The organism is Rheinheimera sp. B2H12 (genome assembly GCF_059620065.1).
This window is the reverse complement of the sequence record NZ_CM184363.1, coordinates 2,129,148-2,154,797: the sequence shown is the minus strand read 5'-3', so window position 1 is coordinate 2,154,797 and position 25,650 is coordinate 2,129,148. Positions and strand designations below refer to the sequence as shown.

Annotated in this window: 22 protein-coding genes; 12 read left to right on the top strand and 10 right to left on the bottom strand. The window is 48.7% G+C overall.

Annotated features, from left to right (window positions below):
- The first annotated feature begins 162 nt into the window (after positions 1-162).
- The 7 genes from AC53GJ_RS09395 (at position 163) to AC53GJ_RS09365 (ending at position 8,600) form a co-directional block, all read left to right on the top strand.
- Positions 163-648, top strand: a complete 486-nt coding sequence (locus AC53GJ_RS09395; protein ID WP_496732421.1) for an NUDIX domain-containing protein — start codon at positions 163-165, stop codon at positions 646-648.
- Between the two features lie 33 nt (positions 649-681).
- Positions 682-1,782, top strand: coding sequence for a tRNA 2-thiouridine(34) synthase MnmA (mnmA, locus tag AC53GJ_RS09390; RefSeq protein WP_496732420.1), 1,101 nt, complete (start codon positions 682-684; stop codon positions 1,780-1,782).
- A gap of 2 nt (positions 1,783-1,784) precedes the next feature.
- Positions 1,785-2,417 carry a high frequency lysogenization protein HflD gene (hflD, locus tag AC53GJ_RS09385; protein WP_496732419.1) on the top strand — a complete coding sequence of 211 codons (633 nt, stop codon included), beginning with the start codon at positions 1,785-1,787 and terminating at the stop codon, positions 2,415-2,417.
- 8 nt (positions 2,418-2,425) lie between these two features.
- Positions 2,426-3,796 (top strand): adenylosuccinate lyase, encoded by a 1,371-nt coding sequence (gene purB / locus AC53GJ_RS09380; protein ID WP_496732418.1) that lies wholly within the window; start codon positions 2,426-2,428, stop codon positions 3,794-3,796.
- A 78-nt stretch (positions 3,797-3,874) separates the two neighbouring features.
- Positions 3,875-5,029: a ribosomal protein uL16 3-hydroxylase gene (locus AC53GJ_RS09375; RefSeq protein WP_496732417.1), complete on the top strand. Its 1,155-nt coding sequence runs from the start codon at positions 3,875-3,877 to the stop codon at positions 5,027-5,029.
- A gap of 322 nt (positions 5,030-5,351) precedes the next feature.
- A complete protein-coding gene (locus tag AC53GJ_RS09370; RefSeq protein WP_496732416.1) occupies positions 5,352-6,395 on the top strand; it encodes a Leu/Phe/Val dehydrogenase in 1,044 nt (347 codons plus the stop codon).
- 270 nt (positions 6,396-6,665) lie between these two features.
- Positions 6,666-8,600, top strand: coding sequence for an alpha/beta hydrolase family protein (locus AC53GJ_RS09365; protein ID WP_496732415.1), 1,935 nt, complete (start codon positions 6,666-6,668; stop codon positions 8,598-8,600).
- A gap of 87 nt (positions 8,601-8,687) precedes the next feature.
- Here the strand turns inward: AC53GJ_RS09365 and AC53GJ_RS09360 are convergent, their stop codons facing one another.
- Positions 8,688-9,416 carry a hypothetical protein gene (locus tag AC53GJ_RS09360; protein WP_496732414.1) on the bottom strand — a complete coding sequence of 243 codons (729 nt, stop codon included), beginning with the start codon at positions 9,414-9,416 and terminating at the stop codon, positions 8,688-8,690.
- 184 nt (positions 9,417-9,600) lie between these two features.
- On the opposite strand from AC53GJ_RS09360, the gene wecC reads away from it, so the two are divergent.
- Positions 9,601-10,818: a UDP-N-acetyl-D-mannosamine dehydrogenase gene (gene wecC, locus AC53GJ_RS09355; protein WP_496732413.1), complete on the top strand. Its 1,218-nt coding sequence runs from the start codon at positions 9,601-9,603 to the stop codon at positions 10,816-10,818.
- A gap of 84 nt (positions 10,819-10,902) precedes the next feature.
- Here the strand turns inward: wecC and AC53GJ_RS09350 are convergent, their stop codons facing one another.
- The 6 genes from AC53GJ_RS09350 to AC53GJ_RS09325 form a co-directional block, all read right to left on the bottom strand.
- Entirely contained in the window at positions 10,903-12,165 is a 1,263-nt protein-coding gene (locus AC53GJ_RS09350) for a lipopolysaccharide biosynthesis protein (RefSeq protein ID WP_496732412.1), read from the bottom strand.
- Positions 12,165-13,517, bottom strand: coding sequence for a hypothetical protein (locus AC53GJ_RS09345; protein WP_496732411.1), 1,353 nt, complete (start codon positions 13,515-13,517; stop codon positions 12,165-12,167). Before AC53GJ_RS09345 ends, AC53GJ_RS09350 begins: the two co-directional genes overlap by 1 nt.
- On the bottom strand, positions 13,436-14,248 hold the full coding sequence (locus tag AC53GJ_RS09340) for a hypothetical protein (RefSeq protein WP_496732410.1): 813 nt from the start codon (positions 14,246-14,248) through the stop codon (positions 13,436-13,438). Before AC53GJ_RS09340 ends, AC53GJ_RS09345 begins: the two co-directional genes overlap by 82 nt.
- Positions 14,245-15,141: a glycosyltransferase gene (locus AC53GJ_RS09335; RefSeq protein ID WP_496732409.1), complete on the bottom strand. Its 897-nt coding sequence runs from the start codon at positions 15,139-15,141 to the stop codon at positions 14,245-14,247. Before AC53GJ_RS09335 ends, AC53GJ_RS09340 begins: the two co-directional genes overlap by 4 nt.
- A gap of 106 nt (positions 15,142-15,247) precedes the next feature.
- Complete coding sequence (locus tag AC53GJ_RS09330) at positions 15,248-15,973, bottom strand: WecB/TagA/CpsF family glycosyltransferase (RefSeq protein ID WP_496732408.1); 726 nt, start codon at positions 15,971-15,973, stop codon at positions 15,248-15,250.
- Between the two features lie 103 nt (positions 15,974-16,076).
- Positions 16,077-17,114 carry a glycosyltransferase family 4 protein gene (locus tag AC53GJ_RS09325; RefSeq protein ID WP_496732407.1) on the bottom strand — a complete coding sequence of 346 codons (1,038 nt, stop codon included), beginning with the start codon at positions 17,112-17,114 and terminating at the stop codon, positions 16,077-16,079.
- A gap of 300 nt (positions 17,115-17,414) precedes the next feature.
- Here AC53GJ_RS09325 and wecA point away from each other — a divergent pair, with 300 nt between their 5' ends.
- From wecA to AC53GJ_RS09305, 4 genes are read left to right on the top strand one after another with little or no spacing between them, the layout of a single operon-like run.
- Entirely contained in the window at positions 17,415-18,494 is a 1,080-nt protein-coding gene (gene wecA, locus AC53GJ_RS09320) for a UDP-N-acetylglucosamine--undecaprenyl-phosphate N-acetylglucosaminephosphotransferase (RefSeq protein ID WP_496732406.1), read from the top strand.
- Positions 18,475-19,797, top strand: a complete 1,323-nt coding sequence (locus AC53GJ_RS09315; protein ID WP_496732405.1) for a flippase — start codon at positions 18,475-18,477, stop codon at positions 19,795-19,797. The genes wecA and AC53GJ_RS09315 overlap by 20 nt, the downstream gene beginning before the upstream one ends.
- Positions 19,798-19,800: 3 nt before the next feature.
- Complete coding sequence (locus AC53GJ_RS09310; RefSeq protein WP_496732404.1) at positions 19,801-20,856, top strand: nitroreductase family protein; 1,056 nt, start codon at positions 19,801-19,803, stop codon at positions 20,854-20,856.
- Positions 20,849-22,015, top strand: coding sequence for a polysaccharide pyruvyl transferase family protein (locus AC53GJ_RS09305; RefSeq protein ID WP_496732403.1), 1,167 nt, complete (start codon positions 20,849-20,851; stop codon positions 22,013-22,015). Before AC53GJ_RS09310 ends, AC53GJ_RS09305 begins: the two co-directional genes overlap by 8 nt.
- An 87-nt stretch (positions 22,016-22,102) precedes the next feature.
- On the opposite strand, the gene AC53GJ_RS09300 is transcribed toward AC53GJ_RS09305, so the two are convergent.
- From AC53GJ_RS09300 to AC53GJ_RS09290, 3 genes are all read right to left on the bottom strand, one after another.
- Positions 22,103-22,930, bottom strand: a complete 828-nt coding sequence (locus AC53GJ_RS09300; RefSeq protein ID WP_496732402.1) for an undecaprenyl-diphosphate phosphatase — start codon at positions 22,928-22,930, stop codon at positions 22,103-22,105.
- Positions 22,931-23,079: 149 nt separating this feature from the next.
- Positions 23,080-24,129 carry an alpha-xenorhabdolysin family binary toxin subunit B gene (locus AC53GJ_RS09295; RefSeq protein ID WP_496732401.1) on the bottom strand — a complete coding sequence of 350 codons (1,050 nt, stop codon included), beginning with the start codon at positions 24,127-24,129 and terminating at the stop codon, positions 23,080-23,082.
- A 90-nt stretch (positions 24,130-24,219) separates the two neighbouring features.
- Positions 24,220-25,464 (bottom strand): alpha-xenorhabdolysin family binary toxin subunit A, encoded by a 1,245-nt coding sequence (locus tag AC53GJ_RS09290; protein WP_496732400.1) that lies wholly within the window; start codon positions 25,462-25,464, stop codon positions 24,220-24,222.
- Positions 25,465-25,650 lie beyond the last annotated feature (186 nt).

The window sequence follows — 25,650 nt, the reverse complement described above, 5'->3', positions numbered from 1 at the left end:
CGTGGCCCGACCACTTACAAAAAGTCGGAATAATTCCACCAAAAAAGATAGGGTTGGCCATTAAATGTCGATATAGTGCCAAAACTGCCGCGCATGCCCGCTGCCGGGCATTTGCCTGCGGAACCGATATGCTTGCTTTTAACATCAACAGCAGAGAACACCATGGATCGAAGTTTTTTACATCTGACCGTTGCCGCCGTGGTCTGTGCCGGCGACAAATTTTTGCTGGTTGAAGAAATTGACAAAACCAGTGGCCGTCGGGTGTTAAACCAGCCGGCCGGCCATGTTGAAGCCAATGAAGATTTGCTGGGTGCTGTCCGGCGTGAATTGTGGGAAGAAACCGGCCTGGCACTCGAACCTGACAGCTGGCTGGGTATTTCCCAATTAACAGCCACCAATGGCCACCGTTACACCAGAATTAACTTTTGTTACCAGCTAACCAAGCTGCCCCAGCCCCACTGGCCGCAGGATCCGGACATTCTGGCACTGCATTGGTTATCGGCACAGGAACTCAGTTGCCATAGGTTGCCGGTGCGCAGCCAGTTGGTCACGGACGCGATCGCCATTTTCATGCAAGGCGTGCGACTGGATTTGCAACTGATTAAAAGCCCGGTCGACTCTGTGTCTGACGCTAAAAAAGTGCTATAATCCGCGCCTATTTTTAGCCATGAAGCGTTCAGAATGTCAGATCACAGCAGTAAAAAAGTCATTGTAGGAATGTCAGGCGGCGTTGATTCGTCGGTGTCAGCTTATTTATTACTTCAGCAGGGCTATCAGGTTGAAGGCCTGTTTATGAAAAACTGGGAAGAAGATGACAATGATGAATACTGCGCTGCCGCTGAAGATTTAAAAGATGCCCAACTGGTCTGCGACAAACTCGGCATTAAACTGCACAAGGTAAATTTTGCTGCTGAGTACTGGGATAACGTGTTTGAATATTTCTTGGCAGAGTACAAAGCCGGCCGTACGCCAAACCCTGACATCATGTGCAATAAAGAGATTAAATTCAAAGCCTTTCTCGAGTTTGCCGCCGAAGCGCTAGGCGCGGATTACATTGCGACCGGGCATTATGTGCAGCGTCGTGAAGTTGATGGCCAATGGCAACTGATCCGGGGTTTGGATAACAACAAAGATCAAAGTTATTTCCTCTATACCATCGGCAGCGAGCATGTGGCGCAAACCTTATTCCCGGTGGGCCATCTGGAAAAGCCAGCGGTGCGCGCTATTGCTGAAGCACAAGGCCTGGTGACTTTTAATAAAAAAGACAGTACCGGTATCTGTTTTATCGGTGAGCGCAAATTTAAAGATTTCCTGCAGAAATATTTGCCGGCGCAGCCTGGTGATATTGTAACCGTGGAGGGGGTGACTATTGGCCGACATGAAGGTTTAATGTACCACACCCTAGGCCAGCGTAAAGGTCTTGGCATTGGCGGTTTGCGCGATGGTGCTGAAGATCCATGGTATGTGGTGGCAAAAGATTTAACCAATAATCACTTGATTGTCGCCCAGGGTCAGGATCATCCAAGCCTGTTTGCCCGAGGTCTGGTGGCCGAGCAACTGCATTGGGTTGATCGCAAAGGTCCGGCATCAGAACTGCGTTGTACCGTGAAAACCCGCTACCGTCAGCAAGACATTGCCTGTACTTTAGTGCCCAAAGCCGATGGCACTGTACTGGTGATGTTTGATCAACCGCAAAAAGCGGTGACGCCTGGTCAGTCGGCGGTATTTTATCTGAATGAAGTCTGTCTGGGTGGCGGTATTATTGATCAGGCGGTGTTATAACTATGCAATTTTCCTATACGACCCAAACACTAGCGCTGGCAGCACTTTGTCAGGCAGTCCGGCTGGTACAACAAATTGCCCGCGGCGATGAACTTGATCAGCAAGAGCTCCGCTGTTGCCTGCAAAGTATTGTGGTGCAGGATGCCGCAGAGCCGGTGGAAATTTATGGCTCTGCGTTGCAACAGGTCGCAACCGGCTATCACATTTTATTAGCGCAGTTGTCTGATCAGCCGAAAAAAGATTTGGAGCTGACGCGTTACGTGATGGCCGTGTTGACCCTGGAACGACGGTTGGCGAAAAGCGGCAGTCATTTACAGGCTGTCGGCAAGCGAATTGAACGGTTACAGCAACAACTGATGCATTTCCAGTTGCTGGATGAAACCGTGCTGGCCAGTATGGCTGACATTTATGTAGAACAAATCAGCCCGCTGGGTCAGCGTATTCAGATTGCCGGTGTCCCGGCGCAACTGAAACAACAGCTGGTGCAACATAAAATCCGCGCTTTATTGCTGGCCGCCATCCGTGCTGCGGTGTTGTGGCGCCAGGCCGGTGGCCGCAAATACCATTTTATTTTCCAGCGCAAAACTTTGCTGCAGGAAACCAAATCTGTTTTACAACAATTAGCTCAAGCATAGGAGTTTCCATGGAACTGAACGCATTAACAGCCATTTCCCCGGTGGATGGCCGTTACGGCAGCCGCACTGTTGAACTGAGAGATATTTTCAGTGAGTTTGGCCTGATTAAATATCGCGTAACGGTCGAAGTGCGCTGGTTGCAGCAGATGGCAACTATTGCCGGCATCGGCGAAGTGCCCGCTTTCAGTGCAGAAGCCAATGCTTTACTGGATGCAATTGTCGACAATTTCAGTCTGGCCGATGCAGAGCGCGTCAAAGAAATCGAACGCACCACCAACCATGACGTCAAAGCAGTTGAGTATCTGTTAAAAGAAAAAGTAGCAGCTTCTGCCGAACTGGCCGCTGTCAGCGAGTTTATCCACTTTGCCTGTACCTCAGAAGATATCAATAACTTATCGCATGGCCTTATGCTTAAAACAGCCCGTGATGAGGTGTTATTACCGCTCTGTGATCAGTTACTCGCCGCGTTAAAAGAGTTAGCGGTGCGCTACAAAACGATCCCGATGATGGCACGCACCCATGGCCAACCCGCCTCGCCAACCACGCTTGGCAAAGAAATGGCCAACGTTTATGTCCGGTTACAACGTCAACGCGAGCAAATAGCCGCCGTGCAGATGCTGGGCAAATTCAACGGCGCAGTGGGCAACTACAATGCGCATTTATCTGCCTACCCGGATTTAAACTGGCACCAAATTTCTGAGCAGTTTGTCAGCAGCCTTGGTTTGACCTGGAACCCATTCACCACCCAAATCGAGCCGCATGATTATATTGCCGAGCTGTTTGATGCCGTGGCGCGTTTTAATACCATCCTGATTGATTTTGATCGCGATGTCTGGGGTTATATTGCACTGGGTCACTTTAAGCAAAAAACCATTGCCGGCGAAATTGGCTCTTCCACCATGCCGCATAAAGTCAATCCAATTGACTTTGAGAACTCAGAAGGCAATTTGGGGCTGGCCAATGCGATTTTCCAGCATCTGGCCAGCAAACTGCCAATTTCCCGCTGGCAGCGCGATTTAACCGATTCAACCGTGCTGCGAAACCTCGGCATCGGTTTCGGTTACACCCTGATTGCTTATCACGCCACGCTCAAAGGCATCAGCAAACTGGAAGTCAGCGAAGCTAACCTGCTGCAGGAATTGGATCAAAACTGGGAGCTGCTGGCTGAGCCGGTCCAAACCGTGATGCGTCGTTATGGCGTGGAAAAACCTTACGAAAAACTGAAAGAGTTAACCCGTGGTAAGCGCATTACCCCAGCGGATTTGCATCAGTTTATTGATAATCTGGACCTACCTGCTGCTGCCAAAGCCCAGATGAAGCAGTTCACGCCTGACAATTACATCGGTGCAGCCATCGCACTGGTCGACAGCCTGAACTAAGCTGTTGCTAATCCATGGCTGCTGTAACTTCACATAGCAGCCATTTTCCCTCTGCATTGTTATTGCCGGACACAAATCATGTATCAACTGACGCTGAATGAATTAACCCCTGCCCAGTTTTTGGCACACTACTGGCAAAAAAAACCTGTGCTGATTAAAGGCGGTTTTGCCAATTTTATCGATCCGATAAGCCCGGATGAGTTGGCTGGTTTGGCCGCAGAAGAAGAAATCGAATCCAGGATTGTCAGTCAAACTGCCGGACAGTGGCAATTGGAAACCGGTCCGTTTGAAGATTTCAGCGCTTTTGGTGAGCAGGATTGGACTTTACTGGTACAGGCGGTTGATCACTGGCACCCGGAGTCGGCGCAACTGATTGAACCCTTTCGTTTTATCCCCAACTGGCGGATTGACGATCTGATGATTAGTTTCTCCACGCCGGGCGGCGGCGTAGGTCCGCATCTGGATCAATACGATGTGTTTATTATTCAGGGGATGGGAAAAAGACACTGGCGTGTTGGCATGCCAGATGACAGTCTGGTGCCACACTGCCCACATCCACGCCTGTTGCAAATCAGCCCGTTTCAACACTGTATCGATGTGATCACTGAACCTGGTGATATTTTATATATTCCGCCAGGATGTCCGCATGATGGTATTTCTGTCGACGCCAGCCTGAGTTATTCCATGGGCTTCAGAGCACCGGCACAAAAGGATTTATTAACAGGTCTGGCAGATCACCTGATTGAAAATGACATCCAGGGCCAGCGTTTTAGCGATCCAGAGCGTGAGGTCAGCCACGCCGTGGGGGAAATTAGTCAGGCGGATTTAACCAAGGTGCAGCAATTATTGTTGGGTCTGGTGCAGGATCCGGCGTTACTGGCAAGATATTTTGGCAGTTATATCACCCACGCCAAACATGAGCTGGACGCGACCGAGCCTGATCCGCATTATCATCAGGACGAAATCGCTGAATATCTGACCGAAGGCTCAGTACTGGCGCGGCTAGGTGGCTTAAGATGTTGTTACATTCAAGCTGCGCCTGAGCAGGACATTTTACTGTTTATTAATGGTCATACCATGACAGTGCCTGCTGCTGAGATGGCAACCGTCAAACAGCTTTGTGAGCAAATTCAGTTAGATGCAGAAGCTTGTGCCGGCTTTGCTGCCGACCCCGCTAAATTGCAGTTGATCACCATGCTGGTCAATTTAGGGTATTGGTATTTTATCGAATAACCAAGATCTGCAGGTTAACCTGAAGTGACCTCAAAAAGTTGGACTCATTTCTGAGCGGCTGCTAAGGCCTGATTCCGATACTCAATCGGACTAAGGCCTTTTAATTTCAGCTTTCTCCTCTTGCTGTTGCCAGCGATTGTCGACAATCCACTGGACTGACCACGGATTATTTTTGCCAGAGCATGGCGAAAATGCAGCCGAAGTGATACATTCCGCCGCGAAAACCGGAGCACAGACCAGGCTGTACCCTACCCCCACAGCAGGTCGTTATTTGTTGCTGCATTACCCATAGCAGCGCACTGATCTTAACGGAGAATCTCAAGTGGCAGTATTTAACCACCCAGAATTTGATAACCACGAACAAGTTGTTTTTTGCAGCGACCAGGAAACTGGCCTCAAAGCCATCATTGCCATCCACAATACCCGTTTAGGCCCGGCCGTAGGCGGTTGCCGGCTGTGGGATTATGTGGCGGACGAAGATGCACTGGTGGATGTATTAAGGTTATCCCGCGGCATGACCTACAAAAATGCCATGGCTGGTTTACCCTTGGGTGGTGGTAAAGCCGTCATCATTGGCAATGCCAAAACCATCAAGTCGGAAGCTTTATTCCGTAAATTTGGTCAGTACGTGCATTCTCTCAGTGGTCGTTATATCAGTGCAGAAGATGTTAACATCACGACCAACGACATTTCTATCGTCGGACAGGAAACGCCTTATGTTGCCGGTCTGGATGGCAAAAGTGGCAATCCGGCACCATTTACCGCCCTTGGCACCTACCTTGGTTTAAAAGCGGCTGCCAAACATAAATTCGGCTCTGATTCGCTGGAAGGTCTGACTGTGGCCGTGCAGGGCCTCGGCAGCGTTGGTTTTTATCTGTGTGAATACCTGCACAAAGAAGGTGCCCGCCTGATTGTAACGGATATCAATCAGGACGCCGTCAGTCGTGCTGTCGCGCAATTTGATGCTACTGCGGTAGGTCTGGACGAGATTTATAGCCAACACTGTGATATCTACGCACCTTGTGCCTTAGGTGCCACTATTAACGATCAAACCATTGCCCAATTTAACTGTAAGATTATTGCCGGTTGTGCCAATAACCAGTTAAAAGAAACCCGCCACGGTGAAGTATTACGCCAGGCCGGTATTTTATACGCGCCAGACTATGTCATTAACGCTGGTGGCATCATCAATGTTTCACTGGAATTACGGCCGCAAGGCTATAATGAAGCAGAATCGACGGCGATGGTCCGTAACATTTATAATACCTTGCTGGATATTTTCAGCCGTGCTGATGCACAGCAACAGCCAACCAACCTGATTGCTGATGTGATGGCGCAGGAAATTATTGCCCGCGGTAAAAAATAACCGCCGGACACTGTTACTTTAGCTAGACAGATAAACCCGTCCCGATAGACATGGGACGGGTGATTTCCCCTGATTATTGTTCAATGAAACAGGGCTCCGACTCAGACCTCCACGTGAAATAACCGGCTTCGCCATCACGATGCTGCGGCCAACTATTGTTGCATTTCTTGACCATCACTAATTATTTATTCTATTGCAATGAATTAATTTTACTTTTAATTTTTTTTTGTTAATTTAACAGTCCAACAAACCAACAACAAATGAACAGCAATGAAAAAATCCATTAAATCTGGCATTCTCAGTGTATTACTGTGTCAGTTCGCCTTGTCAGTTGCCACTGCCAGTGAGTTAGCAGAAAGTTTTGGTAAAATGCCCTTAGTTAAAGATGTTTCCATTTCACCAGATGGCCAGACCATGGCGGGTATCTTTAATATCAGTGGCAAGCAGGTGGTGATGACGACCATGTTTGGTCAACATGACACCACGCCTCTGGTCAGTTTAAAATCCAGTTCAGATCGGATCGAATCTGTGGATTGGGTCAGTAATAAAAGATTGCTGATTAGAGCAAGCCGCCCGGAATATTTAGCCGGACAGGTGTTCCGTGTCCACAGTATGTATGCAGTGGATCTGGATGGCAGTAAACTGTTAGAAATCAGAAATCAAGCCAACATAAAAAGAGGCAGTGATAACACTACGCTAAAATATCAAAGCATGACTTTATTAAACGACCTTGCCGAGGATGATGAGCATGTCCTGCTGCGTGGTTATGATGAAAGGGACAATGGTTATGCTGTTTACAAAGTAAATATTAACACCAACAAGTTCACTAAAATTGAAAGTGCTGCCGGGAACAGAGCAGGCTTTGTATCGGACCGGCAAGGCAATATTGTTTTTTCCACTGTCGTCGACAAACACATGTTGAGCATTGAGCTGAAAAAATCATCAGACCAGCCATGGACGAAACTAAAAACCATCGACTTAACCGGGGATATGGATTTTACCCCGCTGGAATTATCACAGGACGGTAAATCAGTACTGATTAATACCGATCACCAAAGCGATTTCAACTATCTGGCAAATTTTGACCTGACCACTGGTGCCATCAGTGCCCCCATCTATCAGGTCGAAGGGCACGATATTGAACACACCTATCACAAAGCCGGCAAAATGATTGGATATAGCTTTACCAAAGACTTTCCGGAACAGATTTTTATCGACCAAAAACAACAAACCTATAATGCCCAAATCAAAGCATTACTGCCAGACCGGCATTCATATATCACCAGCTATAGTGACGATGGTCAGCGAGTTGTGATTTATAGTGTCAAAGATAACCAGCCAGGCCGTTATTTAACTCTGGACTTTAACACGAAAAAAGCCGCCATTTGGTTCAGTCAATATCCGCATCTTGAACAAAAAGAGCTGCCTGCAGTGCAAAATATTGAGTTTACCAGCCGCGACGGTTTGAAAATTCATGGTTACCTGACACTTCCTCTCGCCTCAGAGAAAGCCGCGCCGGTGATCCTGTTTCCACATGGCGGCCCTATTGCCAGGGACAGTAAAACATTTGACCCCTTTGTGCAATTTTTTACCGCCATGGGTTATGCCGTGCTTCAGGTGAACTACCGGGGTTCTGCAGGTTATGGGAATCAGTTTGAAATGGCTGGTTATCAGCAATGGGGCAAAAAAATGCAGGATGATCTGATGGATGCCCTTGCTGCCATTGATGGAAATACCAAAGTCGATACTAAACGCAGTTGTATGGTCGGTGCCAGTTATGGTGGTTACAGTGCGATGGTTGCCAGTTTCCGTGATAGCGCGCAATTTCAATGTTTTGTTTCTATCTCAGGCATCTCTGATTTAACAGCCATGCTCAAGCTTGATGGCGCCTACAATGAAACAATGCGTGCTTTACAAAAAACCACCATCGGCGACTACCAAGGTAACCCGCAGGCATTAGATGCAGTGTCTGCGATTCATCATGTCAATAAAATCAACAAACCGATGTTACTTATTCATGGTATCAAAGATACGCAAGTGTCTTACAAACAATCCGTTGCACTTTATGATGCTCTGAAAAAAGCCGGCCGGGATGTCACCTACCTGGAACAGCCCGATGGCACTCATTACTTCGATACCGAACAGGAACGGGTTGAAGCCTTTGCGGCGATGGAAACATTCCTGAAAAAACATTTAGCGCTGTAACAGTCCATCCATGACAAGCAGCAGCGGGTTTTCTGTGACCAACTGCTGCTTTGCTCACGCCATCATAAAAGCAAATCAGCCTGCCAGTCACGCTGCGGAAACAGGCGGAACAGACTCCCAACTAAGCCAGTCCTTGCTCAGCCAATAAACAAAATAACTCGACATCTCAGCCGTTAATTTGGCGAATAGATCATAATTCGATAAATTCACCGTCATAAAACAACCCAGACCACAATTGACCTGGCGGAAAGTTGAACTGGGAGCTGCAACAACAGTGGCGGCAAACTTATACTGCGCTGCCAACTTTTTAATGCGATAAGCATGATAATCGCTGCTGATAAAAACTAGCGGTTTAGTCTTATCAAGGCGCTGATTTAATGAATAAAACTCATGGTAGGTCGTATCGCCGCCATGAAAACAGTTCAGCTTCACATCCACCGCGACTTTTGCCCGCAGATAATCCAGATAAGGCTGACAATACAAAGTGGTCATATGCACAGTCGCAGCCGCCTGCGGACCTGACAGCACAGCTGCAACCTGGTCTAACCTGCTTCTGGCGCAATCAGGTAAGGTCGTTGCCGTACCACCACAACCCAACACCACAAAATCGCCACGATAATCTGCCGGCACTTCGGTACTGCTGACCGTTTGGTAATACCAATGTCTGACCTGATTGGCCAGATAACCATTACCAAAAGCATAAAACCACAACAATAATAACCACAAGCCTGTCCTACGGTAGCGTAGCGCTGCCAGCAGTAAGCCCCATAAAAACAGGTTATGCGGGTACAAAAAAGGTTCAATAAAATCTTTCACGCCGACTCCAACGACTGGGTTTATCCGCGCTTATGATGACAGTTTGCCGTGGGCTCTGCCAGTTCGATGGCAGGAAAAAGCTAAGGCTGCCGTTTCAGACAGATTTTTTGCCCGGCAGCCAATGCTTCTACGGCTTGCTGTGTTAATATCAGCGGCAAAAATAGCAAGCAATTGGAGTGAGGCTATGTTGCAAACAGTATCTGTGATCGGCTTAGGTTATATTGGTTTACCAACAGCAGCAATGCTGGCGTCCCGCAAGTTAAGAGTGATTGGAGTGGATGTCAACCAACATGCGGTTGACACTATCAATCAAGGCAAAATTCATATCGTTGAGCCTGAGTTAGACCTCCTGGTGCATGCTGCTGTCACCGGCGGTTATTTATCTGCTCAGACCAAACCTGCTGCGGCCGATGCCTTTATGATCGCGGTGCCGACACCATTTTTTGACGACCTGTCGCCTGATCTGTCTTATGTAGAAGCTGCAGTCAAGGCCATTGCGCCTGTATTGCAACCTGGTAATCTGGTGATCCTGGAATCGACCAGCCCTGTTGGCACCACGGAAAAAATCTGTGGTTGGATTAAAGAAGTTCGTCCTGATTTAACCCTGCCAACCGATTCCAACAGCCCGGATTTGCATGTCGCCTATTGCCCTGAGCGCGTATTACCTGGCAAAGTGGTACATGAACTGATTTCGAATGATCGCATCATCGGTGGTCTGACTGCGGCTTGTTCAGCCAAAGCCAAAACTTTATATCAAACTTTTGTGGCTGGTGAATTGCTGGTGACGGATGCGCGCACGGCTGAAATGTCCAAGCTGACTGAAAATGCCTTCCGTGATTGTAATATCGCTTTTGCCAATGAACTATCACTGATTTGCGATAAGCTGAACATCAATGTCTGGGAACTGATCCGGATGGCCAACCGCCACCCGCGGGTCAATATTCTGACACCAGGTGCTGGTGTGGGTGGTCATTGTATCGCGGTGGATCCATGGTTTATCGTCCATTCAGCCCCTGAACAAGCCAGAATGATCCGGACCGCCCGTGAAGTGAATGACTATAAACCGAAATGGGTGCTGGAAAAAGTGTTAGCCACTATAGCCAATCACAGCCTGAATAAACCTTCAGTCGCCTGTTTTGGCTTGGCCTTTAAGCCGGATATCGACGACTTACGCGAAAGCCCAGCGTTACATATCGTCAATGACTTAGCAGCCAGCTATCAGGGCAAAGTCCTGGCCGTTGAACCTAATATTCAAACGACCTCGAAGTTACACAGCAATGCCGAACTGGTGTCACTGCAACAAGGCATGGCGGCAGATATTATTGTGATTTTAGTGAAACACAAAGCATTCGTCGATTGTGATTTCAGCGGTAAAACTGTGATAAACGTCGTCGGCGAATAATCCAGCGACCTGTCCAGGGAGCCTGTACCAGGAACCTGTTGCAGGAACCTGCCGGGGGCGAATACCGCCCCCTCATCCCTCGCTTTATTGCTGCTGTTTTATTTGCTCTAACCGGTAAGAGCGCCAACACAACGCCTGCAAAGCCAATACAGCGGTCAGATTGGAGCCCATAAAAATCCAGGCTGCCAGGATCGGATCCAGCTCATCATGGCACCATAAATAAGTTGCCGAGCTTAATAAAGCCACTGCAGTCACATTCACCGCGCGCCAGTGACTTCGACCGACCGCTGTGATCCAAACCTCAAAATAGGTTTTCACTAAAGTCAGCCATAAAGTGATCACCACCAGCATAGTGACCACATCAGATTCTGCCGTCAGTCGTTCATTCAATAACCAGGGATATAACCAGGGATACAACAACAAGAGCACCAGGTAAGGAGCCGACAGTAATGGCAAGGTCAACAGCAAGCTACGGCGGAATAACATGACTTTGTCCTGCAACAACGGCTTATGACTCAATTTCGCCAGCAGTACCTGCGAAAACACCACAGGTAATAATGTCACCGGCATAAACAGGATAAAGGCTTTACGAAATTGCCCCAGCGCCGTTAGGGTGCTGAATAAGGCCAGAAAGATAAAGGGGATATTGGTCAGATAAATCGCAAAAACATCATGCCAGGCATAACTGAATCTTTCACGCCAGATGGCTGGCTGCCACAATTGTGACCATAACAGCCGCATCCGGAAACCATCACGCCGGATCTGCTGCAATTCCGGCCATAAATGCCGGATGCCGACCAACAGTGGTGGTAAACTGACCAACAAAATCCAGGCCAGCACTGTGGCAGTATCGTCCAGATATTCAAACCAGACCACCGCCACCAGCACTAACATAAACAAGCCGCCAAGCAACTGACTTTTGACTTCAATCGCAAACTGCTGGGCACCTTTGAGATAGCTGAACACAGCTTGATTAAATGCCCACACCAAGCCAATTGCCAGACTCAGTAAGTACAGCTGATAATCCAACGCGGCTTCGGCATACAGGCAATAGCCGGCAAATGCCAAACTTAGCAACACAAACAACAACAGACTGATACTGAGGCTACTTAATAAAGCACCAATATGGCGTTGACTGGCACTCTGATGGATCAGATAAAAGTTCACGCCATACGCCAGGGTGGGGAAAAACAAATTCGCCAGCATATAAACAAAACTGAACAAACCAAACTCAGTTTCCAGTAAATGGCGGGCCAGCGCCAGATTCAATAACCAGCGGGAGCCAAAATTTAAGCCCTGCGCCACACTGTTACTCATCATTTTCCGGGCAAAGTCGGTGCGAAACATCAGCTGTCCCCCTGCGCCGCAGGCATGCTATAGAGCCAGACCGCGCCGTTTAACATCCCCCAGGGGATCCATAACATGCCGGACGTCATGGTATGGCCAGCCAGGCTCGCGACCAGCAACATTAATAAATTCACCAGTAAAATACCGGCAGCGACTGAGGTTGGTTGCAACAAATAACCCGCCAGACTTTGCCTGATCACCAGGCCAAACCACAGCACAAAATAACCAATACCGGCAGCGCCAAACCACAGCAGCAAATCAAAGGGATCAATTTCGGCCAGCGGTTTGCTGGTATAAAGACCAAGCCCGGCCACCCCGATCCCGGCCAGCCGGTGCCAGTCGGCAAAATACTGCTGCGCCAATTGCCAATTATCCAGCGCAAAGACATCACGTGAAGATAACAATACACCCAACAAGCCCTGTTGCTGATAAGTCAGTTGCAGTTTAGCGCCAACCCCAAGCGTACTCAGCACCAATGGCAGTTGCCAGAGCAACAAGCCACACAGCAGACATCCAGCCAGCATTACCGCCAGCACCACACGTTGGTAAGGCTGCCAGTAACGGCGGCTTTGTAATAGCGGAATGCCGATGATCAGCAGCAAGACACCGACCAGCCCGGTTTTGGTTAACATCGAACTGGCAGCAAACAGCGACAAACCGGCAATAGCAGCAAAAAACCACTTTTGCCGTGGCCAGTAATAAGCCAGCAAAAAGCCGCTCAGCACCAGCAATAACGCCGACAATTCGTTGGTGGCTTTAAAATAACCTTTAGTCCCTAAGTTTAAATCGGGCAAATAGTCATTCGGCAGATAAGCACTAAAACCAAAACCCAACCGGCCAAGCGCAATATTCAGCAACAAAATGGCAAAACTGGTGAGGAAAATTTGCCGTAAGGCTTGTGTTGCCACTTCGGGCTGGCGCTTTGCCAATTGGAAAAAATACAACGCCGCTAACAGAGGCGACACTAATTTAAGCACCATGCCCACATCATAGCTAAAGCCAGCCAGATGGCCATGTAGTAACAAACTATAAAAAGGACCGGCTAATAACAGCAGACTGCACAACAACAGCAATCCGACCTTGCTGATCGCCTGCCGGCATAAGGCTGCCCCAATCAGCAGTAATAACACCGATTTATACAGTGCTGATAATGGTACCGACAACCCCAGCCAGGCTAACAGCACGCCATTGCCAGCGTCTGCCAGCAAATACCATTTTGCCAGCAGAATAATCAACAGATCTAACCTGGCCAACGGCGGCCTTTGGGCAGTCAGCATCGGCGTGGCAAAAACAACAAAACCAATAATGCCAGCAAGGCAGCCAACAGCGCGGCCACTACAGGTAGTAACCAACTGCCCCCTTTGGCTGCTTTGGTATTCACTTCCAGCACTGGCTGCAATACCCGGGCCGGACTGGCTTGCCATAAATGCAGTTCAGCCTGAACTTTGTCAAGGCGGGAGCTCAGCTCAGAGCGCTCGCCAACAGTCGCAGTCAGGGGCAATGCGGCTTGTAAGTCCTGGCTTTGCATCTTAAGCTGGTTGATCATCTGCTGCCGGTAGTGCTCACCAGCAGCAGACAATAAGGCATCAAGTAATAACGGGCCTTGCGCAGCCTGCTCAGTGCGCCACTGCAGCGTCAGTAAATTGCCACGTCTTTTGTGTTCAAACTGGAATAACGGTTTGAACTGACGTTGCAACTGACGAGCCAGCGCCGCATCTCCGGCCGCGCACAGGCTGGCGTCGGTCTGGCAAAGTGCCGGTTGCGAAAAAGTGGTCTGCCACACTGCCGGATGTTCCAGCAGGGTGGTAAAACGGGCCAGCTCATCAATTTCCAGCGCGCCGAGCATTAAAGCCGTGTCCGCAGGTAATTTGTCATAAACAGCCGCTAATGCTTTCACCCGGACATCCGCCAGGGTATAGCTGGCCTTTGTCACCGCATATTGCGGCTTGTACTGCTGATACAACAGGGTGGCAATGGCGGCTGCCGCCGCACAAGCCAGGATCCACAATGCAAAACGTTGTAGTCGGTTAAATAACTGAGCCAGCAGATCCTGCTCCAGGCCCCATACTTCAGATCTGTTCATTTGCCACCAAACAAGCCTTTTATTCCCTTCGCCAGAAATTCTTTGCGTAACTTAATCAGCCACAACACTTTGTGTTTAAAGTAATAACGCACTTTGCTTTCAACCAAACCATAACGACAGGCAGAAAGCAGTTCAGCCAGTGACATCGGTAACTGTTGCATAGTGCGGCGATAAAAGGCCTGATTATGTAGGTTTCGCTCATTCATCAAATGACGATGTTTTTCGACAAACTGGGCCTGAGCATTTAACCGCTTTGGCGATGTGGTGATGCGTCCCAACTCATGACCAACATGCACCACATAGGTCGCCTCAGCTAACCGCAGTGCCGGGCCATAAGCGGCCACCATCCGTAACCACATATCATAGTCCTGAAAGGCGGCCAGCTGTTCGTCAAACCCACCCTGAGCCAGCATTCTGGTTTTTCGCACCAGCGCCTGATTGGATAAACAATGCACATCCAGCACTTCCGGTAATCTGACAACTTTGCCTTCAGGATATAATTGTTTGCGGATAGAACCGTAATCCCAAAAATAACTACTGCAGACACAAGAGTACTGATCATCATAACTGGCCATCAGAGACGACAGCCGGTTTGGCAAGAATTCATCATCATCATCCAGCCCGGTGACAAATTCACCGGCAGCCGCTTTAATCGCCAGGTTACGCGCGGCGCAAGCCCCCTGACCTTTTTCCTGCCGGAATAAGCGAATTTGCGGATGATCGCCATACAGTTGTTGCAGCACTTGCCAGGTATCATCGGTCGAACAATCGTCGACAATTAACAGCTCAACATTGGGATAATCCTGTGCCAGCACAGAAGCGATGGCGCGCTGCACCATCTGGCTCCGGTTAAAAGTCGGCATATAAACGCTAATCAGGGGAAATTCAGCCACAGCGGTTCCTGCTTGTCGATGTGTTGCCAGCAGTTGACCTGCTGATCATCATGATTATCATCACAACAACGCCTGTGCGGCTGTTGTCTGTTCCTTGGTTCTGTGGTTACAGCTTACCGCGTAAATACAACCACAGATACTCCACCAGGCTCCATTGCCGTTTGATCCGGGACGGTTGATCAACCAGCCGGTATGCCCATTCCAGATTCAATTTGCACCACAGTGCGGGTGCCCGTTTGACGTTACCGGTAAAGACATCATAGGTACCACCAACGCCCATGAAATAACAATCAGGGCAGCGTTGTTTGGCTAGTTGAATAAACTGTTCCTGCCGCGGTGAACCCATGGCCACAGTCACCACTTTGGCTTTACTGGCAGCAATTTGTTCAATCAGTGCGGCTCGATCTTTAAAGTAGCCATCAACGGCGCCAACCACAGGCACGCCAAGCGCGACTAATTTATCACGGGTTTGCTGTAACACGTCAGCTTTAGCACCAATCAAAAACACCGGCACCTGTTTGGCGGCAGCTTTGTGCATCAATGCCTCCCAGGTTTCGCAACCAGGTACCCGTTGCACCTGACGGCCTAATTTTTTCCGCATTACTTTGACCACGCCCATGCCGTCAGCATAACGCAGTTCTGCCTGATTCAGCATCTGCCTGATCGCAGGATCCTGCTGTGCTTTCATCACTTTTTCCGGATTAATAGCAACCGCGGAGCCAGCAAAGACCGAGCCATCATCATGAATAATGTAATCAACCAATTGCTGCATGCTGGCAAATGCCATCACACCAATACCACCCACTGCAACCACTTCAGGCTGAAACGACATAAAATCCATCCACTTACTATTGAATCACTCTATGCTAGCACAAGGCTGCATTTTCATATTAATTAACCTGATCTCGGCACTCATGAACCCGAATCCAGGTTCATTACAGTTGCTGATACAGCTCGCCTAGCCGCTTGGCGACATGCTTAACCAGATAAGGTTGTGCATCAGCAAAAGCCTGCTGCTGTAATTGTTGATACTCTGCCGCCGGTAAACTTAATAATTGCTGAATTGATCCGACCAGTTGTGACAATAACAAATCTTCCTGTTGCTGCACCAGACAATAACCATTTTGACCATGTCGGATTTGTGCTTTGGCACCATCAGTTTCAGTGGCGATCACCGGTGTATAACAGGCCATTGCTTCTGTCATCACCAGCCCAAAAGATTCATTGCGGGACAAACTGATAAAACATTTGCTGCGTTCAAACTGGCTTTTTAATTGCTCCGGCGTTTGTGGGCTCAACAGCTGTAAATTCGGATATTGCAAAGCAGCTTGTTCTATTTGACGACGATAGGGCCCAGCCCCCACCACGGCAATTTGTAACTGCGGCAACTGCGGTAGTATGGCCAGCAGCCGGTCCAGCCCTTTGTTAAAATCCAGTGTACCAACAAACAGCAGGTCCAGGGTTTTGTCATCCCGCGTCAGATATCTGCTACTGGCAAAAGTTGGATGGATGCCAGCCGGTAACACTTCAGCGCTGATGTCCTGGCGGAAAAACTTTTGTTGCAAGGCTGCACTGGTAAAAATGAAGTGATCAACAAGGCCTGCAGCGAATTTATACAGCACAGACTCAGGTTTATATAAGTAGATATCACTGCCATGACAGGTCACCACTATTTTGACTTTGGGATTACGCAACCAGCGATAGGTCAGTGCCAGCCAAATGGTGGGATAAAAATAATGTACATGCAGAATATCCAGGGTCTTAGTGCAAAAAATCCACTGCCAGACAAACTGCAGCCACAACACCGGATATTTCAGCAACCGGTTTAAGGTCGTGTCATTATGCCAGCGCATGTAAAAGTAATCAGGCTCAAGTGCCGCCAAGGCATCCACCTGGTTCCGGACAAACTGACCTTGAAAAGGTGCCGAAGCTTTTGGCCCCATATTGGTCAGAATCAATAACTTTTTGTTCACCACAAGGCCTCAGCGACAACAGATTTAGAAGATAACTGCCTGATCATACTTTGGAAGACAGGGCGGCAACAACCATAGCGGACAGAAAAAGCGCTCCGTATGCACAAAAACATCAACTTGGCAGCCAAAATGCTGCTTCCTCAGGTTATGGCTGGCCTGACAGCAAAGAAATGGCTAAAAAAACTGCACTAACGCACAACAGTTTCAGCTTTGTGCAAGCGGTCATAGTAACTGACAATAACTTCACCTATAATCGCAATTGTTTGATAACAATAACTCTATTCTTGCTGCGGATCTTTTATGCGCGAACACCTCGTGTTGTTTTCCATTACTTTTGTGTTAACTCTGCTGGCGATTTTTATCTTGATCCCAGTGGCCAATAAAATAGGTCTGGTGGATAAACCGCATGGCCGTAAACAACATGTGGGCGCAGTGCCGCTGATTGGTGGGATTTCCATTTTCAGCGGTGTGGGTCTGACGCTGGCCATTTTTGGCTTGCCACAAGACAGCCACTGGTACTATCTGCTCTGTGGCGGCACTATCGTGTTGCTTGGCGTCTTTGATGATTTCCTCGATTTAAGTGTCAAACTGCGTTTAGTGGCACAGCTGCTAATCGGCGCCGTGATGATTTATGGCTTAGGCTTATATCTGTCTGATTTAGGAAACTTATTTGGCTTTGGTAATATTTCACTCGGCTATATCGGCATCCCAATCACCTTGATTGCTGTCATCGCGGCAATTAATGCCTTTAACATGATTGATGGCATTGATGGTCTGGCCGGCATGCTCAGCGGCGTGAGTTTTGTCTCACTCACTCTGATGATGGGGATTGGTGGTCAGTTAGAGCATGCCGTGCTACCGATGGTGCTGGTATTTGCGCTGATCCCCTACTTGCTGTTTAACCTTGATCTGATTGGCAAAGGCAAAGGCAAAATTTTTATGGGTGATGCCGGCAGTATGCTGATTGGCTTATCGGTGATTTGGTTGCTGATGATTGGCAGCCAAAGTGACAGCGCCAGTTTCCGCCCTGTCACCGCACTTTGGATCATCGCAGTGCCGCTGATGGATATGGTGGCAATTATGATCCGTCGCATCCGCAAAGGTCAGTCACCTTTTATGGCTGACCGCGAGCATTTGCACCATATCTTTTTGCGGTTGGGTTTGACGTCCCGACAGGCACTGGTGGTGATCACCAGTCTGGCCTGTATGCTGGCCACTATTGGCATTGTCGGTGAATACCTGATGGTGCCGGATCTGGTGATGCTGATGTTATTTTTGCTGGTGTTCAGTCTTTATTCACTGTCTTTACAGTATATCTGGCGTATCACCCGGTTTATCAAACGGCAGAAAGCGAAGCAACGTGCTAAAAACAATCCATAAATTGCTGCAAGCCCGCGCCATTATTATGTTAATGGAGCGGTTTTTCCGGCTTGGCGCTGGGGCCATCATTACCTTTATGGTCGCCAGAATGCTGGGGCCGGAAGCGCTGGGTACCTATGGAGTCGTGATGGTGTGGGCGGCGTTTTTAGCGCCCTTATCCAGTATGGGACTGAATAATCTGGTGCAGAAAATGGCCAGCAGTCAAACCGACGCGCAAGCGGCCCGCACTATTTTACAAACCGCCATTTGGCTCAGACTCTTTGCCGGGGCTGGGGCCGGCTTGTTGATGATTACCGGTTTTGCCCTGTTTTATCCACATTATTTTCAGGCCGGCCCGGTTGAAATCTGCGCGCTCTTTTTGCTGCAAGCCTTCAGCGCCATGATGCTGTGTGAATATGATCAGAACTATCGTGGCCATTTTCGGGCCGTGGCGTTGTGTAAAGTCGCTATTTCAGTCTTGACCCTCAGCGCCAGAATTATCGCGTTGTGGTACGGTGCTGGTATCGATCTGCTGTTATTAGTGGTCGGTATTGAGTTTATGCTGACCGGTCTGATGCAATATTATTGGTTCCGTCGTTACGCCCCTACCGAACCTGGTTTGCAATGGCGTTACCTCAATTGGGCGGCTTGTAAAAGTCTGCTGCAAAGGTCGAGCTGGTTGTGGTTATCGGCGGTGGTGTCGGTGATTTATCTGAAAATTGATACCATCATGATAGAACAGATGATTGGCATCGCTGCGACCGGTCAATATACCGCTGTCGCTAGGTTATCTGAGCTCTGGTACGTGATCCCAACTACCCTCGCCGCCCGCTATTATCCGGACTTACTGAAAGCTTTTCAGCACAGCTGGCCGCACTATTTGTGGCTGTTACGCAAACACAGCATACGTTTCCTGGCGATGGCGGTGGTGATTGCCGTCTTCATGACGTTAAGCGCGCACTGGCTGATGTTACTGGCTTATGGTGAAGCTTTTGTCAGCGCCAGCCCGGTATTGCAAATTCATGTCTGGGCCGGTTGTTTTATTTTTGTCCGGGCTTTGATTAGCCAGCATTTGATTATCACCAGCAATGAACCACTCAGTTTACTCAGTCATGGTGTTGGCGCCTTACTGAATGTACTGCTCAATCTGTGGCTGATCCCGATATACGGTATTGAAGGCGCAGCCTGGGCCACGCTGATTTCTTATGCTTACGCCTCGTTTTTCTTTATCTTTTTTGCCAAAAGCACCCGACAACATTTCTGGCAGTTGCTGCAAGTCAAAGCTGCGCCTGTTGACAAGCCTGCACCCACGGAGCATCGATAACTGATGAAAAAACTGATCCACGCCATTTATGCCCGCCTTGACCGTTTGTTATTACCTTGGGCTGCGCGCAACCGCAAATTTGCCGGTGTTTATTACGCTTTTTTTAATCCGCATTTTCGCCGCGAAATGCACGCCACCGCGGCCGGTCGTCAACATTATTTTTTGCATGAAGAAAGCAGCAGCATCGCCACTGTGATTATCCGGCGTAATATTCACCGGCTGGAAAAAGGCTTGAGTATGGTGCCCAGAAAAGCCTTGTTTGCCACCGATTATATTGACGAGACCCTGACGGCACTTGGCAATATGCTCAAAGATCCAGCGCTTGATACCGTGTTGCTGAAATACGCCCATGATGTGCTGGAAAGTTATTTTCAGGTCACGCAATGGCCAGCCACCGCCAGTCAGCCCGGGTTTTATCAGCAACTCAGCGCGCAAATTAAGCCACACCTTCATCAAGCCGGCCTCCACTGTGGCACCAGTCGTCAGGCTGCGCCAGCCCCCTATCAGAGCAGACCCAGGGCGCACATCAGTTATGCTGAATTTTTACTGTTATGCCAGCAACGTTGCTCAGTGCGGACCTTTTTACCGACCCCGGTGCCAAAAACAGTTTTAGAACAAGCAGTCAGCGCGGCAGCCCAGGCGCCAAGTGCCTGTAATCGTCAGCCCTTTCGCTACATTGCCGCCACTGAGCAACCGGTACTGAACAAACTGGCCAATTTACCGATGGGCACCGCCGGTTACGCCAATGGCTTGCCTTGTGTATTGGCGGTGGTCGGCGATTTAAGCGCCTACCCCTTTGAACGTGATCGCCATGTGATTTACATTGATGCCAGTCTGGCCAATATGCAGCTGATGCTGGCGCTGGAAACCATGGGGCTGGCTTCTTGTTCCATTAACTGGCCGGATATTGAAAACTATGAAATTAAAATCGCTAAATTGCTGAAATTGCAGCCTTATGAACGCGTGGTGATGCTGATCGCTGTCGGATATCCTGATCCGGATGCGCTGATCCCACATTCCGAGAAAAAGACCCCAGCAGGATTATTGAGTTATGTCTGAAGTAACAAGCTTAAAAGTGGAAATCAAGGGCGTACAATTTCGCAATAAAGGCGCTTACCTGATGTTATTAGGTTGTCTGCAGGGGTTGCAGCAACTGGGCAAACCTTTTGAACTGGTCTTGTCACCAGGACCTAATTTGCCGTATCCGGAGCGGGCTCGGCTCGGCGCCTGGCAGAAGCTGTCGTTCCGGCGTAAAGCTATTGATTTAACGCCATGGTTTGGCAAATTACCGACGGCTATCCGCAATACCTTCAAGCGCTACGGCATTGTGACTGAGCGTGATGTCGATGTGATTTTAGAAGCCTCTGGTTTTGCTTATGGTGATCAGTGGCCATTGCAGTTTTTGCAAAACACCGCCCGTGAAGTGAAACGCTTTGGCGAGGCCGGCAAACCTTTTATCTTTATGCCACAAGCCTTTGGCCCGTTTAAATCGACGGAAAGTAAAGCGGCGATGCGCGATATTATTCAGCACGCCAGGCTGGTGTTTGTGCGCGATCCGGTGTCACTGGAGCATGTTAAATCCTGTATTGAGGTGTTGCCTGACTCTGTAGTACTGACACCGGATTTTACCGTCGGTTTAACCGGACAAAGCAGCGCGGCCTTACCGCTGCTGGATGGGCCTTTTGCAGCGCTTATTCCCAATAACAAAGTGATTTCCAAATTTAACCATGCCAATGCGGAAGCTGAGCGCACCCGTTATGTCGAAGCTTTTGCGGCCGCCGCCAATCAGTTGACTGAACTCGGTCTGCAAGTGGTGCTGGTCAATCATGAAGGCAAAGAAGATGATTTGCTGTGTAAAGAAATCGCTTTGCTGGCGCCTTGTCAGATCATCACCATCGAAGATCCGCTGGCGGTGAAAGCTTTTATTGGTCAGGCCGAACTTGCCATCAGCTCGCGTTTTCATGGCGCTATCAATGCGCTCAGTCAAGGCGTGCCTTGTATTGCCACCAGTTGGAGTCATAAATACCATGCCATGATGACCGACTTTGGCATGGCAGATTATTGTATCGAACAATTGTCCGCACTGACCTTGACGCAAAAAATCAGTGAACTGCAGGCGAATAAAGCCCAGATCCAACCGATCCTGGCTGACAATGCTGCCAGGCTCAAAGCCAAAAACCAACTGATGTGGCAACGGTTATGGGCGGAGCTGAAATAACACGCAGCTAAGCGCAGTAACGCAGTGTAAAAAAGCCCGGCTGCTGAGACCGGGCTTTTTTATGATCACTCTCTGTCACGGCTTGATTTAGAAAGCCGCAGTCGCCCAGTCAATCCAGCCAGCTTGCCAGCTCAGCAGAATAAAACCACCAAAGGCAATGCGGTACCAGGCAAAAATCTCGTAGCTATGATTGCCGACAAATTTAACTAAGGTACGCACCGCTAATAACGCGGCGACAAAAGCGGTGATAAAACCGACCGCAAACATCGGCAGATCCGCCACTTCCAGCAGATCACGGTGCTTAAACAAGTCATAAAATGTAGCGGCAAACATGGTGGGTACGGCGAGGAAAAATGAAAACTCAGCAGCGACTTTGCGATCCAGGCCAATAAATAAACCACCGATAATAGTGGCGCCAGAACGGGATGTGCCCGGGATCATCGACACCACCTGAGCACAACCAATTTTAAATGCATCCAGCACGCTGATATCATCGACATCCAGCACCCGGGTCTGATGCTGCCGGCGTTCAGCCCACAGGATCACCAGGCCACCGAGGATCAACATCACCGCCACTGTGATCGGATTAAACAGATATTGTTTGATCAAACTGATAAATAACAAGCCGATCACGGCCGCCGGTAAAAAGGCGACGAATAAATTCAGGATAAACTTCTGCGCTTTGCTGTCGCTGAACATGCCGCAGGTGACGCTGACAAAACGTTGCCGGTATTCGAATACGATGGCTAAAATGGCGCCAAATTGAATGGCAATTTCAAATACCCGACCATCATTTTGAAAACCAATTAAATCCGCCGCCACTATTAAGTGCCCGGTGCTGGATACAGGTAAAAATTCGGTTAAACCTTCGACAATCCCCAGGATAAACGCCTGTATTAATAACCACCAATCCATGTTCACTCCATCTGCAATAACAACAAGCCCGTTATTATCAAGGCTTTTGCCCTGATGGCAAGTGAAATGTCGGTGCCAGGGCCAAATCAGCAGCATCGGATAAAGAAACAGCCAGACTGGCTGGCTGTTTGAATGCAGCAACGCGTGGCTTAGCTTAAGATATTACGCCGGAAGCTGTCGCTGGTTTGTTGCAGGTAATCACTGAATTGCTGGATCAGCAGATTTAACCCAACGCTGGGTTGCGATGGCTGCAAGGCGGCATGCAACTGGTCCAGCATATAGTGACAACTTTGGCTGAATAAACTGGCCTGGGCTGCCAGTTGCTGACGGGCCTGATCCACTTTGACCACCGCATTTAAATCGGCCAGCACCTGCGCACTGGCCGCCAGCTCAGTGGTCAGCTCATTAATACTGTGGTTGACCTGGTCATACTGCTGGTCCAGTGTTTTACGGGCTTCGGCCAGTTGGACGTATTTCACCCCTGCCGACAATTGGCCTAACATTTTTTGCACCAATGCCAGCGACTGCTTAATCAATTCCAATTCAGGCGCGGCTAAATCCAGGCTTTTTAAATCGGAAGGATCCGGCAGATAGTCCTTAAAGGTATCCACGATATTTTTTTGCCGCAGCAAATCCTGACAGGCAATCAGTTTGCTGCGATTACTGCTGATCTCCTTTAATAAAGCCTGTTTGGTTTGCAACTGCTGCTGCAGCTGTTGCAAATGCTGTTGCTCATCTGCCAGCGGGCCTTCAGTGCGCTGCAAGATCACCACGTCATGCAGGTCCTGGATCCGGCGATCAGCAGTCGTGACAAAGTTTGCTAAGGTTTTCTCAGCAGCGCGCAAAGATTGCTGCATCGACAGCAATAATCGTTGTTGCTCGGCCTGCAGTTGTTGCTGGGTATCTGCATCTAGCCCGCCAGCAGCCAGCGCCTGGTTAATTTCTGCGATAGGCTGGGTGTAACCGGACAAATTCAGATTCGCTAATTGCACCTGTAACTCAGGCAAAGCGCTGCGAAACAGGCTGTCCAGTTCAGTGGCAGACAAATTGACCATTTTGGCTTTGTCCTGCAGGATCTGGTAACGGCTGCTGTTAAAAAACATCTGACGAGCAATATCTTTCACTGCCTGACTAAACAGTAACGTGTTGATCGGTAAAAAATGTTGTTCATGATTTGGGAATTGACTGATGTCGGCCATCTTAAGCTCCTGCCCTGATGATAAATGCACATAAAAGTCCTGATCTGCCTTGCTGCTAACAGCACTGCTGCGATCCGGTCGCTGGATTGTTTAGTTGCTCTGATACAATTTTTTGTATTCGGCCAGGCCTTCGTTAAAGGTTTGCACTAAATCGGTCGACAAATCACGCACCGGACGCCATGGGTTAATCACGGTTTTAAAATCCACCACAAAGCTGAGTAAACTGGCGGCATCGTTAATTTTGCCAAATTGCTGGGCGGAGGATTCAATCTGACTGAGCATGGTACTCCACATAAACTCCAGATTATTCAGTGCCATTTCCGCATCGACCATCCGGGTACCAATATCACTGAAATCGGCTTTCAGGTTTTCAATGGCTTTTTGCAAAGCTTTTTTACCGCTGACCCGATCCTGTAACACTCTGACTTCATCAATGAGCTGATTTTTTTCTTTGCGAGCCTTCTCGGCTTTATCACCAAAAATACCGCCCGTGATCGCCAGGCCAATAATACCGCCTGCGGCGCCGGTAAAGGCCAGCCCAACGTATTTGTCATAATCCGCTTTTAACTGCTCAATGCGGCTGTTTTTTTCTTTGATGTCATCTTCCAACTGCTGAATGATGGTCGCCAGATTGTTTTTCACCATCAGGTCATATTTATGTCTGACTTGCGGCTCTAACCCACTGACTGTGCTGCCATTTTGTAAAGTACCTCCCGCAATCTGAATACGAAAATCCGACACCAGCACTTTGACTTCTGCCGTTTTGGCTTTTTGATCCAGGATATCCAGCTTCATACTGCTGAGAATTTTGCCAAGTTCAGTGGCGATTTCATGGTCATCGTTTTCATAACGAATATCCCGCAGCTGACTTTCACTTAGCTCGCTCAGCTTTGTTTTCACCCGCACCAACAACGGCATTTGTTCAATAGCAGCAATAATACTGTCGCCGGTCGAAACGATACGGTCCGCTGCAATCGACAAATCGGTGCTCTGGCGTAAAGAACGCTGTTCAATGGCATCCCAGCCAAAACTGTGGTTATGGATCTGATTGAATAAGTCTTTAATATCAACAGGCTGTAAACCGGTAATACCAGAATCACGATAACCAATATAAGATTCAACATCCAGTTGCGATGTGGGTAGTGACAATCCTTTTTTGACATATAACTTAATGTTAATTAAGTCATTCTTAGTGAAAATACCCGCTGCCCTCGCCACCCCTTCCTGCTTTCCTGTCAGAATGGCCAGCGTGACTGCCGGCACTGTGGTTTGTGCAATCTCACCGTCGGCTGCAGTGGCGGATCGGGCTGAGGCTTGTAATGAAGCTGTTAACATAGATCTCTCCTTTATCATTTATCAATCCAGTTCAATACGGATGCTGATCATTGCCAGCACTCTGTCTGTAAAAAACAGACAGTTATGCTAATCAGCTTTGTACCGATATACCACAAAGGTCAGATGATAAATTCAGAGCAGAATTCTGATAAAAAGCTGATCTGCAGACTGATCAATCAGATAGAT

What these genes read in the sequence shown, in the direction of transcription:
- AC53GJ_RS09350 (WP_496732412.1), bottom strand. Translation starts at nt 12,165, where the DNA reads ATGTTTCGCACCGACTTTGCCCGGAAAATGATGAGTAACAGTGTGGCG.
- purB (WP_496732418.1), top strand. Translation starts at nt 2,426, where the DNA reads ATGGAACTGAACGCATTAACAGCCATTTCCCCGGTGGATGGCCGTTAC.
- AC53GJ_RS09300 (WP_496732402.1), bottom strand. Translation starts at nt 22,930, where the DNA reads ATGGATTGGTGGTTATTAATACAGGCGTTTATCCTGGGGATTGTCGAA.
- hflD (WP_496732419.1), top strand. Translation starts at nt 1,785, where the DNA reads ATGCAATTTTCCTATACGACCCAAACACTAGCGCTGGCAGCACTTTGT.
- wecA (WP_496732406.1), top strand. Translation starts at nt 17,415, where the DNA reads ATGCGCGAACACCTCGTGTTGTTTTCCATTACTTTTGTGTTAACTCTG.
- AC53GJ_RS09290 (WP_496732400.1), bottom strand. Translation starts at nt 25,464, where the DNA reads ATGTTAACAGCTTCATTACAAGCCTCAGCCCGATCCGCCACTGCAGCC.
- AC53GJ_RS09310 (WP_496732404.1), top strand. Translation starts at nt 19,801, where the DNA reads ATGAAAAAACTGATCCACGCCATTTATGCCCGCCTTGACCGTTTGTTA.
- wecC (WP_496732413.1), top strand. Translation starts at nt 9,601, where the DNA reads ATGTTGCAAACAGTATCTGTGATCGGCTTAGGTTATATTGGTTTACCA.
- AC53GJ_RS09375 (WP_496732417.1), top strand. Translation starts at nt 3,875, where the DNA reads ATGTATCAACTGACGCTGAATGAATTAACCCCTGCCCAGTTTTTGGCA.
- AC53GJ_RS09365 (WP_496732415.1), top strand. Translation starts at nt 6,666, where the DNA reads ATGAAAAAATCCATTAAATCTGGCATTCTCAGTGTATTACTGTGTCAG.
- AC53GJ_RS09305 (WP_496732403.1), top strand. Translation starts at nt 20,849, where the DNA reads ATGTCTGAAGTAACAAGCTTAAAAGTGGAAATCAAGGGCGTACAATTT.
- mnmA (WP_496732420.1), top strand. Translation starts at nt 682, where the DNA reads ATGTCAGATCACAGCAGTAAAAAAGTCATTGTAGGAATGTCAGGCGGC.
- AC53GJ_RS09395 (WP_496732421.1), top strand. Translation starts at nt 163, where the DNA reads ATGGATCGAAGTTTTTTACATCTGACCGTTGCCGCCGTGGTCTGTGCC.
- AC53GJ_RS09340 (WP_496732410.1), bottom strand. Translation starts at nt 14,248, where the DNA reads ATGAACAGATCTGAAGTATGGGGCCTGGAGCAGGATCTGCTGGCTCAG.
- AC53GJ_RS09295 (WP_496732401.1), bottom strand. Translation starts at nt 24,129, where the DNA reads ATGGCCGACATCAGTCAATTCCCAAATCATGAACAACATTTTTTACCG.
- AC53GJ_RS09330 (WP_496732408.1), bottom strand. Translation starts at nt 15,973, where the DNA reads ATGTCGTTTCAGCCTGAAGTGGTTGCAGTGGGTGGTATTGGTGTGATG.